The sequence below is a fragment of the Deltaproteobacteria bacterium genome (assembly GCA_020845775.1).
Classification (GTDB): Bacteria; Bdellovibrionota_C; UBA2361; order SZUA-149; family JADLFC01; genus JADLFC01.
In genome coordinates this window covers 1-16,740 of sequence record JADLFC010000115.1, presented here as the reverse complement: position 1 = coordinate 16,740, position 16,740 = coordinate 1, and the positions used below count along the sequence as shown (strand labels likewise).

Annotated in this window: 14 protein-coding genes and 1 tRNA gene; all 15 read right to left on the bottom strand. The window is 47.5% G+C overall.

The genetic code is table 11. The features are described from left to right. Window positions 1-121, bottom strand: a 121-nt coding sequence (gene tuf, locus IT291_07185) for an elongation factor Tu (protein ID MCC6221006.1), incomplete at its 3' end; no start/stop codon positions are given. Window positions 122-188: 67 nt separating this feature from the next. Next, a complete protein-coding gene (gene fusA, locus IT291_07180; GenBank protein MCC6221005.1) occupies window positions 189-2,282 on the bottom strand; it encodes an elongation factor G in 2,094 nt (697 codons plus the stop codon). A 181-nt stretch (window positions 2,283-2,463) separates the two neighbouring features. Further along, entirely contained in the window at window positions 2,464-2,940 is a 477-nt protein-coding gene (gene rpsG / locus IT291_07175) for a 30S ribosomal protein S7 (protein ID MCC6221004.1), read from the bottom strand. 62 nt (window positions 2,941-3,002) lie between these two features. Beyond that, entirely contained in the window at window positions 3,003-3,374 is a 372-nt protein-coding gene (locus IT291_07170) for a 30S ribosomal protein S12 (GenBank protein MCC6221003.1), read from the bottom strand. A 230-nt stretch (window positions 3,375-3,604) separates the two neighbouring features. After that, window positions 3,605-7,762: a DNA-directed RNA polymerase subunit beta' gene (gene rpoC, locus IT291_07165; GenBank protein ID MCC6221002.1), complete on the bottom strand. Its 4,158-nt coding sequence runs from the start codon at window positions 7,760-7,762 to the stop codon at window positions 3,605-3,607. 158 nt (window positions 7,763-7,920) lie between these two features. Further along, window positions 7,921-12,513: a DNA-directed RNA polymerase subunit beta gene (rpoB, locus tag IT291_07160; protein ID MCC6221001.1), complete on the bottom strand. Its 4,593-nt coding sequence runs from the start codon at window positions 12,511-12,513 to the stop codon at window positions 7,921-7,923. A 354-nt stretch (window positions 12,514-12,867) separates the two neighbouring features. After that, window positions 12,868-13,260, bottom strand: a complete 393-nt coding sequence (rplL, locus tag IT291_07155) for a 50S ribosomal protein L7/L12 (protein ID MCC6221000.1) — start codon at window positions 13,258-13,260, stop codon at window positions 12,868-12,870. Window positions 13,261-13,295: 35 nt separating this feature from the next. After that, window positions 13,296-13,829, bottom strand: coding sequence for a 50S ribosomal protein L10 (locus IT291_07150; GenBank protein MCC6220999.1), 534 nt, complete (start codon window positions 13,827-13,829; stop codon window positions 13,296-13,298). A 50-nt stretch (window positions 13,830-13,879) separates the two neighbouring features. Further along, window positions 13,880-14,578 (bottom strand): 50S ribosomal protein L1, encoded by a 699-nt coding sequence (locus IT291_07145; GenBank protein ID MCC6220998.1) that lies wholly within the window; start codon window positions 14,576-14,578, stop codon window positions 13,880-13,882. A 40-nt stretch (window positions 14,579-14,618) separates the two neighbouring features. Then, window positions 14,619-15,056 (bottom strand): 50S ribosomal protein L11, encoded by a 438-nt coding sequence (gene rplK / locus IT291_07140; GenBank protein MCC6220997.1) that lies wholly within the window; start codon window positions 15,054-15,056, stop codon window positions 14,619-14,621. A 125-nt stretch (window positions 15,057-15,181) separates the two neighbouring features. Further along, window positions 15,182-15,835, bottom strand: a complete 654-nt coding sequence (gene nusG, locus IT291_07135) for a transcription termination/antitermination protein NusG (GenBank protein ID MCC6220996.1) — start codon at window positions 15,833-15,835, stop codon at window positions 15,182-15,184. Window positions 15,836-15,998: 163 nt separating this feature from the next. Next, a complete protein-coding gene (gene secE, locus IT291_07130; GenBank protein ID MCC6220995.1) occupies window positions 15,999-16,217 on the bottom strand; it encodes a preprotein translocase subunit SecE in 219 nt (72 codons plus the stop codon). 63 nt (window positions 16,218-16,280) lie between these two features. After that, a tRNA-Trp gene (locus IT291_07125) sits at window positions 16,281-16,356 on the bottom strand. A gap of 13 nt (window positions 16,357-16,369) precedes the next feature. After that, a complete protein-coding gene (rpmG, locus tag IT291_07120; protein MCC6220994.1) occupies window positions 16,370-16,525 on the bottom strand; it encodes a 50S ribosomal protein L33 in 156 nt (51 codons plus the stop codon). A gap of 89 nt (window positions 16,526-16,614) precedes the next feature. Then, window positions 16,615-16,740 (bottom strand): elongation factor Tu (tuf, locus tag IT291_07115; protein MCC6220993.1); only part of this gene is annotated, 126 nt, incomplete at its 5' end.

Sequence of the window (16,740 nt, the reverse complement as noted above, 5' to 3'; positions counted from 1 at the left end):
TCCCACTCTCCGCCGACACCTTCGTTATCGCTGCCGTCAACGTAGTCTTGCCATGATCCACATGCCCAATAGTCCCAACGTTAACATGCGGCTTATTCCTCTCAAATTTCTCCTTCGACATCTGACACCCTCCTAAAAATATTTACCTTCTAAAAAATCTATCTTCCTTAAGAAACTATCTTGCGATCTTACTTTGCAACAATTGCCTCTGCTATTTGCCGTGGCACAGACGCATAATGTCCAAAATGCAATGTAAAAGTAGCCCGTCCCTGCGTAAGAGATCTCAAATCAGTGGCATAGCCAAAAGTTTCTGCAAGCGGCACCTCAGCACTAATGATTTGCGCACCAGCCTGCTGAGTATCCATGCCCAAGATTCTGCCTCTGCGCCGATTTATATCACCAACCACTTTAGAAAGAAAATCAGCAGGGCTAACAACCTCTAACTTCATTATTGGCTCAAGCAACTCCAACCCAGCATCTCTAGCCGCGTCCTTTACAGCTAAGGATCCACAAATCTTAAAGGCCATTTCAGACGAATCTACGTCGTGATACGTGCCATCAATTAAGTCAACTATAACATCTACTACAGGATATCCAGCGAGCACACCGCCAGCCAAAGCTTCAACAATACCTTTCTCAACTGCTGGAATATATTCTCGCGGGATAGCTCCGCCCTTAATTAAGTTATTGAACTTAAAGCCAGCTCCGCGCTCGCCAGGCTTAACGTCAATCACTACGTGTGCATATTGCCCACGACCACCAGTTTGTCGCGCATATTTGTAATCTTTTCTTTTCTCAGCAAGAATCGCCTCTCTATAAGCCACCTGTGGCTTTCCTACATTTGCGCCGACCTTAAATTCCCTAGTCAAGCGATCCACTATAATTTCCAGATGGAGCTCGCCCATTCCAGAAATTAGAGTCTGCCCACTCTCCTCGTCTGTAGATACTCTAAAAGAAGGATCCTCTGAGGCAATCCTAGAAAGAGATAGCGCTAGTCGCTCCTGATCCGCCTTAGTCTTTGGCTCCACAGCAACAGAAATAACCGGTGTTGGCAGCTCTATAGATTCGAGCGTGATCGGATGATCTTCATCGCACAAAGTATCTCCGGTGATGACATTCTTTAGTCCAATTACCGCAGCGATTTCTCCACAAGAAACCTCGGAAACTTCTTCTCGCTTATTAGCATGCATTCGCACGATACGACCCACGCGCTCTCGCTTTCCGGTACGCGTGTTGAGAATGCTATCACCACCAGTAATCTTGCCGGAATAGACTCGAATAAACGTCAATGAGCCATGAGGATCCGTAAGTAACTTAAACGCAAGAGCCGTAAATGGCTCCTTTTCTGAGGGTTTGCGAGTAACCTGCTCCGAAGAATTATCGGGATTTACTCCAGCCACTGGCGGAAGATCAACTGGCGAAGGCAGAAAGTGCACTACTGCATCTAATAACGGTTGCACTCCCTTGTTCTTAAAAGCCGACCCACAAAGAACTGGAACGCAGGATAAATCTATACAGGACTTGCGAATTCCCCTAATGATCTCTTCCTCCGTCAAAGGCTCCCCAGCAACGTACTTATCCAAAAGACTCTCATCGCTCTCTGCTACATGCTCCAAAAGACTAGCCCGCGCGACCGCAGCCTCCTCTTGATACTTAGCCGGTATCTCCTCCGTCAGATAAGTTGCTCCAAGAGTTTCGTCGTTATAAATCATGGCCTTCATTGTAATTAGATCTATAACGCCTAGAAAATTTTCCTCCGAACCAATCGGCAACTGCACTGGCAGTGGTCGAGCTCTTAAGCGATCTCTAATCATATCGATCGTGCGCTTAAAATCCGCTCCAGCTCGATCCATTTTATTAATAAAGCATAAACGCGGAACCTTATACTTATCGGCCTGTCGCCATACGGTCTCAGTCTGAGGCTCAACCCCCGCTACAGAATCGAATACCGCGATAGCTCCATCCAACACTCGCAAAGAGCGCTCTACTTCTATGGTAAAATCAACGTGCCCGGGCGTGTCTATAATATTAATGCGATACGTAGTATTGGGTTCTCGGCTGCTTTTCCAAAAACAAGTAGTAGCAGCAGACGTGATTGTTATACCGCGCTCCTGCTCCTGCTCCATGTAATCCATGGTAGCAGCGCCCTCGTGCACTTCGCCAATCTTGTAATTAACACCAGTGTAATACAAGACGCGCTCGGTAGTCGTCGTCTTACCGGCATCGATATGCGCCATTATGCCAATATTTCTTACTCTCTCGAGCGGTACACTAATATCCACGATTAAGCTTTCCTTATATCCTCATCTCAGGCGCAGCAACTCGCCCAAGAATTAATGCTACCCGACCTAGCCATATGACCAAACACCTACGAGAGCAACCCCCTCTCGAAGTTTTTCGCTGCATGCCAATGTTAACTAACACCGTCGTGCGTGTGCACGAAGCCAATTAGGCTAGATGAAACTACCACCTATAATGCGCGAAGGCTCTATTCGCCTCTGCCATGCGATGGGTATCTTCTTTCTTCTTAACAGCATTGCCGCGCCCATGAGATGCATCGAGCAACTCACTTGCAAGATTGTGACGCATGGTCTTTTCCGAGCGACCACGCGCACTCTCTATCAGCCAGCGAATAGCTAGCGTATCGCGGCGACTTTCTCTCACCTCAGTTGGCACCTGGTAAGTAGCACCTCCTACGCGGCGCGATCTAACTTCAACGAACGGCCGCACATTCTCCAAAGCGCCATGAAAAACGTCCAATGGCTTTGTATCCGCACCTACCTTTTGCTCAACCAAATCCAGAGCTCCGTAAAAAATCGACTCCGAAACGCTCCTCTTACCGCGCCACATCATACTATTGATAAACTTAGCAACCACCACTTCGCCATATTTTGGATCGGCAAGAACCGTTCGCTTGTAATCTCGTCTCTTTCGGGCCATCTAAATCAAACTCTCAAATAATCTTAATAAATCATCTACCAAAAAACTGGCGTCACAATTCCCTACTTAGGACGCTTGGCGCCATATTTAGACCTACTCTGTTGTCGACCAGATACGCCCTGAGTATCGAGCTTCCCCCTAATAGTATGATAGCGCACTCCGGGAAGGTCTTTAACGCGCCCACCTCTAATCATAACAACAGAGTGTTCCTGAAGATTATGCCCCTCTCCGGGAATATAACTCGTAACCTCCATTCCATTCGTCAGGCGCACCCTTGCTACTTTGCGCAATGCCGAATTTGGCTTTTTGGGCGTGCAAGAATAGACTCTCGTACAAACCCCTCGCTTCTGCGGACAACTGCTAAGCGCTGGTGCGCTGGTTTTCTTTCTTTGACTTCTTCTCCCCTGACGGACCAGTTGGTTAATAGTAGGCATAAATTCAACAATCTTATTAATAACTTACACTATCCTGGCACGGCAATTCACTCTTTCCTTCCGTGCCGATACCCTCAAACACCTCGCATATGAACTCCGGCAGTTGGCGAACCCACATTCGCCACTGCCGCAATCTCTCTACAAATCACGTTTTCCCTGGCGTCAGGAGAGTGATTAACTAGCATCTAGCGCGACAGTTTGTCAATCGCCCGAGCCACCAAAAAACTCTCCTATTGTTGAGTTGCCACGCCAGAACGCGACATTAAATACTCCTGGGACGGCATACCGATGGCACGGCCCGAAGCTGATCGTACCACCTCGACGCCACCAACTACGCTCTCTTCGGTCTCTACCTCAATTTCAGCAGCATCGGTTGCCTTCACAATACCGGTGCCAGCTGGTATGAGACGCCCCATAATGACATTTTCCTTTAACCCTCGAAGGCTATCGACCCTGGCACTAATGGCTGCTTCGGTCAACACTTTAGTGGTTTCTTGGAAGCTAGCCGCAGATATAAAGCTCTCAGTAGATAGCGCGGCCTTTGTTATACCGAGCAACAGCGGTTCGTATGTAGCTGGCTTACCACCCTTCTCGATAACTTTCTGATTCTCCCGCTCAAACTCAAAACGTCCCACAGAATCTCCTGAAAGGAAGTTCGTACCGCCTGCCTCAACCACCTTAACCTTTCCAAGCATCTGCCTAACAATGACTTCTAGGTGTTTGTCGTTAATGCGCACTCCCTGCAAGCGATAAACCTCTTGCGCTTCGTTTACTAGGAATTTCGCTAGTTCGCCAACACCCAATACTCTTAGAATGTCGTGCGGATTGGGGGAACCACTAGTGAGCGCATCTCCAGCTCTGACGCGATCGCCCTCCTGCACAAACAGATGCACGTGTTTTGGAATCAAATACTCGCTAGGTTCTCCCACTTCTGGAGTTACTATCAGCCTGCGCTTACCCCTAAGGTCTTCTCCAAAACTTACTATTCCGTCGATGTCGCTGACTTCCGCCGGGACTTTAGGCTTTCTAGCCTCAAACAATTCAGCTACTCGCGGCAAACCTCCCGTAATGTCCTTTGTCTTAGTTGTCTCGCGCTCTCGTTTGGCCAATACACTTCCAGGAAATACCTCCGCACCGTGATCGACTACGACCTTAACGCCAATAGGTAGATAGAAAATGCGCTCTTTGCCATCGCTCTCCTCCACTACTAGAGCCGGCCGCAACTCACTCGTGCGATCTCGCGGTTCGCGAATCTCGCGCTCGACGAATCCAGTTCTTTCATCAGTGCGCTCTTCTAGAGTCTGCGAGTTAATATCCTTCCACTTAACTGTTCCTCCGACTTCCGTTAGAATCGGCATGGAGAAAGGATCCCACTCGGCCAACAAATCCCCAGCTTTAACTACATCGCCATCCCTAGGAGTCACCACTGCTCCGTACACCAACGGGTGTCGCTCCCTTTCTCTGCCATCCTTTGCATCATAGACCACGATCTCAGCCTTCCTGCCCATCACAACCTGACCGCGTGGCGAGATGACAATGGAAGCATTTTCCAGGCGAATCGTGCCCGGATAGCGCGCCATAAGGTTAGTTTGCTCAGCGCGCCCAGTAGCAGTTCCACCGATGTGAAATGTTCTCATTGTTAACTGCGTTCCCGGCTCGCCTATGGATTGCGCAGCTATTACACCTACCGTCTCTCCAAGGTTCACTAAATGTCCGCGAGCAAGATCTCTTCCGTAACACGACGCACAAACGCCATACTGCTGTTGGCATGTCAAGACCGAGCGAATCATCACGCGATCTATTCCCGCATCGGCTATTATCTGCGCCTTTTCTTCGTCAATCTCTTGATTGCCAAGCACTAACACGTCGCCACTTATCGGATCGCACACATCCTCCAAAGCCACTCGACCGAGTATGCGGTCAAACAAGGATTCTATCTCCTCGCCACCCTCTGTAAGCGCCGTAACTTCAATGCCATCTAGCGTCTTGCAATCTTGCGTGCTAACGACGCAGTCCTGGGCCACATCCACAAGACGCCTGGTCAAATAACCCGAATTTGCAGTCTTCAAAGCCGTATCAGCCAATCCCTTGCGGGCACCATGAGTGGAAATAAAATATTCGCCCACCGATAACCCTTCGCGGAAGTTTGCCTTAATCGGCGTCTCGAGAATAGATCCATCGGGCTTTGCCATCAGGCCGCGCATTCCCGCAAGCTGCCGAATCTGCTGACTGGAACCGCGCGCGCCTGAGTCCGCCATCATGTAAATTGGGTTAAAACTCGGCCCGGTCAAAACATTATCCCCCTCTACGAACTTGGTGGAGGATATTCCAGCCATCATGTCTATAGCAACGCGATCTCCAGCATCAGCCCAAATGTCAATCGCCTTGTTATAGCGTTCTCCTGCAGTAATTAGTCCCTCCTGATACTGAACTTCAACTGCATTTAGGCGCTTCTCGGCATCCTCCAACAGCGCTCGCTTATTTTCTGGTATCTCCATATCCGCCATGCAGATAGAAATACCAGCCTTAGTCGCAAATCCAAAACCTAAATCTTTAAGCCGATCGGCCAAAATCACAGTCGCCTTATCGCCACACTTCTTAAAGCACTTAGCAATTAGATCGCCTACGGTTTTCTTTTTCATCACCACATTGGCTTCTTCAAATCCAAGCCCCTTAGGCAATATGTCGTACAAGAGAACGCGCCCAACGGTAGTGTCGTATATCTTGCCTTCAATCCTAACTTTAATCTTCGCCTGTAGCTCAACCTCTTTCGCCTCGTAAGCCATGATCACTTCAAAGGGATCCGTAAAAATCTTGCCGGTTCCCTTCGCGCATGGCCTCTCCCTAGTCATGTAATAAAGACCAAGAACGATGTCCTGCGTCGGAACGATAACCGGCTTGCCATGCGCCGGACTTAAAATGTTGTTGGTCGACATCATGAGAACTCGAGCTTCCACTTGAGCTTCGACTGAAAGCGGTACGTGAACAGCCATTTGGTCGCCATCGAAATCGGCGTTGAAAGCTGTACAAACCAACGGATGTAGCCTAATTGCCTTGCCTTCAACCAGCACCGGCTCAAATGCTTGAATTCCCAACCGATGCAGAGTAGGCGCCCTGTTTAACAAGACGGGATGTTCTCTAATCACCTCATCCAAAATATCCCACACTACGGACTTTTCTTGCTCTACCATCTTCTTCGCACTTTTAATGGTAGTGACAAAACCCTTCTGCTCAAGCTTGTTGTAGATAAAAGGCTTAAAGAGCTCGAGTGCCATTTGTTTCGGCAGACCGCACTGATGAAGCCTTAACTCAGGACCAACCACAATGACCGATCGCCCCGAGTAGTCTACGCGTTTACCCAAAAGATTCTGCCTAAAGCGCCCTCCTTTACCTTTAAGCATATCGCTTAGTGATTTGAGTGGCCGCTTGTTTGGCCCTGTAATTACGCGACCGCGTCTGCCATTGTCAAAAAGCGCATCCACCGCTTCCTGCAACATTCTTTTCTCGTTTCTTATAATTATATCGGGCGCATTTAGCTCGAGTAGGCGATGCAACCTATTGTTGCGATTGATTACCCGCCTATACAGATCGTTTAAATCGCTCGTAGCAAAACGTCCTCCATCCAGCGGCACCAAAGGACGCAAATCCGGGGGCAACACCGGCAAACATTCTAAAATCATCCACTCTGGCCGATTGCCACTATCTATAATTGAATAGATAACCTTAAGGCGCTTAGAAATCTTTTTGCGCTTTGCCTCGTTAGTGGCTTCATCCATTTCTGCACGCAGGTCTTTGACTAGCCGCTGCAAGTCGAGCTCTGCCAACATATCCTTTACAACCTCAGCCCCAATGCCCACCTTTATGCTAGTCCCGTACCTCTCCAGGGCACTCCTATATTCCTTTTCCGTCAACAGCTCGCCATAGTTCAAATCACTAGAACCTGGATCCCTAACGATATAAGCCTCGAAATATAGGACTTTTTCCAAATCTCTAAGCGATAGGTCTAACAAGTTTCCTATTCTACTGGGCAAACTCTTTAAAAACCAAATATGAGCTACTGGCGAGGCAAGCTCGATATGCCCCATCCGCTCTCGCCTTACCTTAGACTGAATCACCTCGACGCCGCATTTTTCGCAAACAACACCGCGATGGCGCATGCGTTTATACTTTCCACAATTGCATTCGTAATCCTTAGTTGGTCCAAAAATCTTCGAGCAAAACAAGCCATCGCGCTCGGGCTTAAAAGTCCTATAGTTAATGGTCTCAGGCTTCTTTACCTGCCCGTGAGACCAGGAGCGTATCCTCTCGGGACTTGCTATAGAAACCTTCATTGCTGAAAAATGAGATGGATTCTGTGGCTTTTCAAATAATGAAAAAATATCATCCATGGAATTTTGCCTTTTGCCTCTTAAACAAATTGTTATACAGTTTGCAGGAAGTGGTAAAACTACCCTACTTCCTATAAACTGTAATTTTCCTAATAGGTCTGTTGCGAAATTGACATCTTGCGCCTAAAAAAGCCCTAACGATGATTGCACAATAACGCCTAATAATCGGACAAGCCATCAACGGCCGCTGCGTCGGATACCGAAGCGCGATCTACGCTCAGCGCCTGCCTTCCATTCTGCCCTACCACAGTCTCTCCCTGCACATTTTGGTCATCTACCAGCTCTACGTCTAACGCAAGACTCATCAGTTCCTTCGTCATAACGTTAAAGGATTCCGGCAGGCCTGGTTCAAGCACGTTTTCACCTTTTACGATGGCTTCATACATTCGAGTGCGCCCAGCGACGTCATCTGACTTCACTGTCAAAAACTCCTGCAACGAGTACGCTGCGCCATAGGCCTCGAGTGCCCAAACTTCCATTTCTCCCAAACGCTGTCCGCCAAACTGCGCCTTACCACCTAATGGCTGCTGTGTTACCAAGGAATATGGTCCAATTGAGCGAGCATGAATTTTATCATCGACTAAGTGATGCAACTTAAGCATGTACATCACACCTACCGTAACCTTTTCCTGAAACGGTTCGCCCGTGCGACCATCGTATAAAACTGTCTGGCCACTTGCATCCAATCCACCCAGGCCCAGCAACTTGCGAATTTCTCCCTCCGATGCTCCCTCAAACACAGGAGTAGCCACATGGATTCCATTAATACACCCCTGGCCCAACTCCAAGACCTCCATTTCTTTAAGTGAACCGACGAGCTTATCGAACCGATCTTCTGAGAACGCGCTGCGCAACAACTCCCTGATATCTTGAGCAGAGCGGCTCAAAGAACCATTATGTCCATATTTTTCCGGCATAGAGGCAAATCTGATACTCGGATCCACCACCTGCTCTAACAACTGGCAAACCTTCTTGCCAATAGAGTAACACGACCATCCTAAATGCGTTTCCAGAATTTGCCCTACGTTCATTCGAGACGGAACGCCAAGCGGGTTTAATACCATATCTACCGGCGTGCCATCGGGCAAATACGGCATATCCTCCTGCGGAAGCACAACCGACAAGACACCCTTATTCCCGTGCCTTCCGGCCATTTTGTCGCCCACCGTAAGGCGCCGTTTAACTGCCACAAAAACTTTTACCATCTTTATGACGCCAGGTGGCAACTCATCGCCCTCTTTCAGGCGCTTTATCTTCTCAGCTAACGCAGCACGCTTATTATTAATAAGCTGCCCAGTGCCTACGATGATGCGCCCAACCTCTTCCTGTAGCTCCTCTTCCCCCACTTGAATGTCTCTAATATATTCAAACGGGATGCTGGCCATTAATTCCGCCGTAAGAGTTTCGCCTTTAGCAATTAATTGCTTGCGCCCCTCATCCACTAACCGCGCGGTCAACTTCTTACCCTGAAGCATTTGCGTTACCTGCCTAAGGGCACTCTCGCGTAGCAAGCGTATTTCGTCTCTCTGATCCTGCTCCAGTTTATTAATGTTTTTCTTTTCAATCTGGAGCATGCGCTCGTCTTTTTCGGTTCCCTTGCGCGAAAAAACCTGCGCGCTGATGATAGTTCCTTCGACACCTGGAGAAAGCCGCAAACTCGTGTCCCTAACTTCACCCGCCTTTTCTCCAAAAATAGCTCGCAAGAGCTTTTCCTCCGGGGAAAGTTGAGTTTCGCTCTTAGGAGTAATTTTTCCAACAAGTATATCGCCTGGTTTTACCTCCGCACCAATGCGGATAATCCCTGAGTCATCTAAGTTCCTTAGTGCCTCTTCTCCCACATTGGGTATATCTCGTGTAATTTCCTCCTTTCCGAGCTTAGTATCCCGAGCTATACACTCTACCTCCTCAATATGGATAGATGTATACGCATCTTCTCGAACTACCTTCTCGCTAACGAGAATAGAGTCCTCGAAGTTAAAACCCTGCCACGGCATAAAGGCCACCAACACATTTTGCCCCAAGGCAAGCTCACCGCGATCTGTCGACTGCCCATCGGCAACCACGTCACCCGACTCTACTTCTTCGCCAACCCGCACGATAGGTCGTTGATTAATGCAAGTATTCTGGTTCGAACGCTTGTACTTTGTAAGATTATAAATATCCACGCCCGTATCTAGCGGATCATTTGTTAGCTTATCCGACTTTATTACAATGCGACCCGCATCTACCGATTCGACAACACCGCGGCGCTTGGCTACGACAGTTGCACCAGAATCACGAGCCACGATCTTCTCCATACCTGTGCCCACAAGTGGCGCGGACGTCTTAAGCAGAGGCACTGCCTGCCGCTGCATGTTCGAACCCATCAAAGCTCGGTTCGCATCGTCATTTTCTAAAAACGGTATAAGCGACGCCGCGACGCTAACGAGCTGATCTGGACTAACGTCCATCATCGTCACTTCTTCCCGAGGAACTCTCTGGAACTCATTTTCCTTACGTGCACTTACGAACTCATCTACGAACTTCCCGTCCTTAGTTAAAGGTGCATTGGCTTGCGCAATAACCTCGCGCTCCTCCTCCATAGCAGATAGGTAGACGATCTTATTGCTCACTTCTCGCTTTTCGTTAACTACTCGATACGGGGTCTCGACAAACCCAAACTCATTTACCCGAGCATACGTAGCAAGTGACGATATCAAGCCTATATTTGGACCTTCAGGAGTCTCAATCGGACAAACTCGCCCATAATGAGTTGGATGAACATCTCTCACTTCGAAGCCAGCTCTTTCGCGGGTCAAGCCACCCGGACCCAATGCGCTCAACCTTCGCTTATGAGTTACCTCACTAAGCGGATTAGTTTGATCCATGAACTGACTTAACTGAGACGAGCCGAAAAACTCCTTAATCACAGCAGATACTGGTTTGTAATTTATCAAGTCCTGAGGCATGAGCGTCTCTATATCCTGCACGCTCATGCGCTCCTTAATAGCGCGCTCCATTCTCACAAGGCCTAAGCGATATTGATTTTCAATCAGCTCGCCAACAGACCGCACCCTGCGATTGCCAAGATGATCTATATCGTCGACGGAATAATTGACGGGATCATTAGACGCTCGCAGCTCAAGCAAATATCTAACAGTCTCGCAGATATCGTCGTGAGTCAAAACGCCATCGTTCGCACTATCCATTGCTGAAGCAGTGGCTGTCTGGCCTTTCTTTGCCACAACAGAGACTTCCTTGCCACGCTCCTTAGCCTCTCGCCGGCTATGCAACTTAAAGTTTAGCTTTAACCGCCCCACTGCCGAGAGATCGTAGCGCTCTGGATTAAAGAACATGTTCTTAAAATTCGCCTCTGCCGTCTCTACGCGTGGCGGATCCCCTGGACGCAAGCGCTTATATATTTCTACCAATGCCGAGGTCTGCGGAACTTGCATAAAATGCGATTTTAAATCATCGCGATCAGGCTCAAGTCCATCCCCTAGCAATGTTTTTCTCAGAGAGTCACCAATATGGTTCTCGCTAGTATATAAGACTTCTATTTCCTTCACGCCTAGATTTTTTAGCGTCGAAACTGTTCCTTCGGCTTTAACTCGACCCTTGGTATCTAGCACATCCGGACTTAGCGCTTCGCCAGCGGCAACTATGACATTAAAGCGTTTAACGATCTCACTAACGGCAGACTCACCGCCGCTTTTAAATACCTTGCTAAAAATCTCCTCGATTCGCTGCCAACCGATTAGCAGCTCGCCCCCCTTAACTAAGACTTTCGAAGTCGCCGGATCCAAAACATCTTCCGTTGCCTCGATAACCGTCTTCGCAGAAATCATCCCTGGCACGCTGTCCGGATCAATGGCCAATTCTTTAATCCCAGCCTCAGTAAGGCGGCGAATTATAGCTCGGTTATATTTTTGCCCACTCTTGACGAGTACTCGACCACCCTCGTCCTTAACGTCTAAATAAGCCCTTTGCCCCTCAAGCCGATCTGAGGCAAACGCCTTAGAAACGCTGCCTGTTTTTCCAAAAATAATGCGATCGCATTTATAGAACTTACAGAGCACATCTTCAGAACTCATTCCCAAGGCACGCAACAACACCGTAGCATTCTGTTTGCGACGCCTATCAATGCGAACGTGCAAAATGTCCTTTACATCAAACTCAAAATCTAGCCACGACCCCCTGTAGGGAATAATGCGCGCATTGTACAATAATTTTCCCGACGAATGCGTTTTTCCGCGATCGTGATCAAAGAAAACTCCTGGCGAACGATGCAACTGGCTAACAATTACCCGCTCAGTTCCGTTCACCATAAAGGTGCCATTTTCAGTCATTAGCGGAATTTCGCCAAAATAGACTTCCTGCTCCTTAATGTCGCGAATTTGTCGAGAGCCGTCGCTAATCGTCTCCCAAAGTATTAGCTGGATGGTAACCTTTAGCGGCGCAGCCCAAGTCATGCCCCGCTCTTGACACTCGACTACATCGTATTTTGGCTCCCCAAGGCGATACGATACGTAATCCAAGGACGCCGTATTGTTGTAATCCTTAATAGGGAAAACAGACTTAAAAACAGATTGAAGGCCCACATCCTTGCGCTCGCCAGCTCCATTGATTTCGCCGCTGTGCAAGAAATCGCTGTGCAGGAAATCCCTGTAAGAGTCGCACTGAATTCTAATTAAGTTGGGGATTGCATGTGGTTTTTCTAGTTTTGAAAAATCTCGACGAAGGCGGAAGCGAGTAGTAAGTTTCTTAGCCATGTAAACGATTTCTGTTACCTATGTTGATTACCCCCTTTCGCAATGAACTATATATAACTATCAATATATATAACACATTAATATATTATATATCGATCGATACTTGCTCTAGCAGACGCGGCAAGATCAAGCTTCCAGCCTCCCCTCCCCACGACAGCAATCTTAGCCCAAAAAGCCCCTTCACAACTCGCTCAGCACTTGCACAATCACTCAAGATTAACCAAGCACGAAAGCCCGTGAGCTTTTATCGACTACCGAAAAATACCAGTGCCTGGGATGGAAAAACCCAGGCACATTATTGCGAAAATACTATCGAGACAAACTATTGTCTCAGTGTCGAAAAAAGAAAAAACTCTACTTAATTTCGACCTTAGCGCCAACTGCTTCTAGCTTCTCCTTAATACTAGCCGACTCTTGCTTGGAAGCTCCCTCCTTGAGCGGCTTGGGCGCATTGTCTACAAGTTCCTTAGCTTCCTTTAGCCCTAAAGAAGTTATCTCTCTAACTACTTTAATGACTTTTATCTTATCCGCGCCTACATCCGAGAGTATCACATCAAACTCTGTCTTTTCCTCAACTTCAGCGCCACCAGCAGCCCCGCCAGCACCTCCAACCGCCGCAACAATCCCTACTGGCGCAGCTGCGCTTACTCCCAACTCTGCCTCTAGGTCTTTGACCAAGTTAGCAGCCTGCATTAAGGACATTCCCTTAATAAAGTCCTTCACTTGCTCTACCGTCACTTCACTCATCGCTATATTCTCCCTCAACGTTTTACTTATGGTTACTAATCGCCCTGATTTCCCTTTGCTAGTTGCTCTTGCCAAGAACCCAACAGACGGACTAATCCACGAGCCGGCTCGCTAATTACTCCCATCAACTGCACTGCTGGCGCGTTAATGAGAGATAACAATTTTGCCTGAAGCTCCAATTTAGAAGGCATATTGGCTAGGGACTCCACGTCCTTGCTGCTTAGCGGCTGCCCGTCTAACCAACCTGCTTTTACTCTAAAGCTCTCTTTTTGCTTCGCAAACTCAGATATTACCTTGGCTGGAGCTACCGGATCCGACCCTGTCAGCACAACAGCGGTAGGCCCCTTTAAGTAATCGGCTAACGACTCAGCTCCGCGCTCGCGAATCGCTCTCCTCGCCAGTGTGTTTTTAACTACTAGCAAACGAGAGTCCATTCTTTTAAGCTCCTTTCTAATCCCTGTTATGTCTTGACAGGTACACCCTTGATAATGCACCAGAAACACAGCGGAGGATTTAGAAAAGGAATCAGAAAAACTGCCAATAAAATTCTGTTTAGCGTCTAAATTCATAAAGGAACCTATTCATCAAATTAACAAACCAGCTCGATTTATCACCTGGATCAATACTTTCTTAGAGGAGCTGGATCCAGCGGCACACCCGGACTCATCGTAGTCGAGAGATGGGCACTTAGAATGTACGTGCCCTTGGATGTTTTTGGCTTAGATTTATTAACAGCGTCAATTAAGCTAGTAATATTTTCCACAAGCTGCGCAGCCTCGAACGAAGAACGCCCAACGCCGACCTGCACGACTCCCGCTTTCTCCGTGCGGTACTCAACCTGCCCACCTTTAATAGCTGCCACAGCTTTGCCAATATCAAAAGTAACAGTCCCGACTTTGGGATTTGGCATCAACCCTCGCGGTCCTAGTATCTTACCAATGCGCCCAACAAGCCCCATAGCATCCGGCGTAGCAACTGCGCTATCGAACTCGAGCCAACCGTCCTGAATCTTCTTTACTAAGTCATCCGCACCAACAGCATCAGCGCCGGCATCAAGGGCTTCTTTAGCTTTTTCGCCTTTACAAAAAGCCACTACTCTAAGAGTTTTTCCAGTGCCATGTGGCAACACTACAGTTCCTCTAACATTTTCCTCCGCCTTGCGCGGATCCACGCCGAGCTTAACTGCAATGTCAACAGATTCATCAAACTTAGCCTTGGGAAACTTCTTCAACAACGAACAAGCATCCTCAATGCTATACAAGGAGTCGTAGTTAACGAGTCTATGTCCTTCCTCCCAACGCTTTCCTCGACGTGCCATAATAATTCAATCCAAAATTAAGTGTGTTATATATAAACTATTAACCAAAATAAGGCGTTTTAACTCCCATGCTACGCGCCGTGCCCGCTATTATTTTTTTAGCTAGCTCTATGTCAGTAGCACTGAGATCAGCCATTTTTATCTTGGCAATTTCTGCTAAATCTTCTTCACTAAGTTGCCCGACTTTGCGCGTATGTGGCTCCCCAGAGCCCTTATCGATTTTCGCAAATTTCTTAATTAAGTAAGACGCTGGTGGACTTTTAAGCTCAAAGCTAAAAGAACGATCCGCATAAACACTAATAATTACGGGAAGAACAGTTCCAGCTTGCGACTGGGTCTTTGCATTAAATTCCTTACAAAACTCCATAATATTGACGCCGTGCTGACCCAACGCTGGCCCTACTGGCGGTGCGGGATTAGCAGCACCCGCCTGAATTTGAAGTTTTATCTGACTAACTAATTTCTTCTTTGGCGCCATTCAGAAACCCTCACTTATCGGTATAACAACTCGAAGGATGCAACTTATAAAGGAATACAAAACTCTTGTCTAGTAAATCGCGATTATTTTTAGCAATAAGAACGCGATTATCGCGAAACTTTCATCTATGCCTTTTCCACTTGCACAAAGTCAAGCTCAACTGGCGTATTTCTGCCGAAAATACTAATCAATACCCTCAGTTTCCCCTTGTCCACCTTTACCTCATCAACTGTGCCATTAAAATCAGTAAATGGCCCATCAATAACTTTAACCGAATCACCCTGCTCAAACTGCACGCGAGGACGCGGCCTAGAAGCCCCTCCTTCCATTTGCTTCATTAAATTGTCCACTTCCTGTGGAGTCAAAGGAGACGGACTGCGCTCATCGCCAATAAATCCAGTTATTTTTGGAGTATCTTTAACCAAGTGCCAGGTTTCTTCGTCTAGCTGCACTTGAAGAAGCATATAGCCAGGGAAGAACTTGCGAGTAGAAGTTTTCCGTTGCCCGCGAACCAACTCGACAACAGTTTCTTGCGGAACAATAATGTCGCCAAACTTATCAGATAAACCGCTATTTCGAATTCGCTCTTCGAGATTAGACTTAGCCTTCGTCTCAAAACCAGAATAAGTGTGTAGGACATACCAAGGGAGATCTGATTTTACCGTAGCTTCTTTTCCGGCCGAAGCAGGTGCTTCGGGCTTCTGCCTATCGCCTTCTACTAACTGGGAACCACCGACTAAATTATCGGCCTGCTCTTCGATTTTGCCATCGCCACCCATTTGTTGGGCCTCCATAGAATATACTTTTTGGGAATCTACCATTGCCCTCTAGCTCAACTGCCACTAGGTAAACTTACTTAAACACAACATCTCGTTAGCCACGAAACTTAGCTCCTTCGAACCAAATGTGGCACAATAAAAATTAAAAAATAGCACAGTTACGTTAAGTTAGCGTTGCCTGCATAATATTGCCAACGATATAATCAGCCAAACCTAAGAACACTGCAAACAAAAACATCATAAACATAACTACCATTGTTGCCTGCATTGTCTCTTGTCGGGAAGGCAGATGGACTTTCTTAAGCTCCAACCAAGCTTCATTTCCAAAGCTAATGCCTTGCTCTAGAATTCCAACTTTTTCTTCAGTTTCCTTTTTCGCCATAAATCCTCTCTAAAGAATATAAAAAACAAAACTTGCGCCGTGTTTTTTAGCAAGTCCAAAATGTGGCACGCCCGGAGGGGCTCGAACCCCCGACCTCCGGATTTGGAGTCCGATGCTCTACCAACTGAGCTACAGGCGTATTACCAAAGCGCTTACTTCGTTTCCTTGTGGACAGTGTGCTTTCGACAAAATGGACAAAACTTGCTCGCCTCAATTTTTTGAGTATGCCCTTTCTTATTGCGAGTCTTAGAGTAATTACGTGCCTTACAATCCGAACAAACTAACGTTATTATACTTCGATTTCCCAACGCTAAAGATCCTCCACATTCGATACATCACTTCTCTAAACGCCCAGCTATCGATACCGGACGAAGAGATGCTTTTTATAACAGCTCGCTTACTGAAGTATTTCGGCGACGACTCCTGCGCCTACAGTTCTACCTCCTTCGCGTATGGCGAAGCGAAGCTCCTTTTCCATAGCTATCGGCTGTATCAAGTCAACAGTTACCGTAACATTATCCCC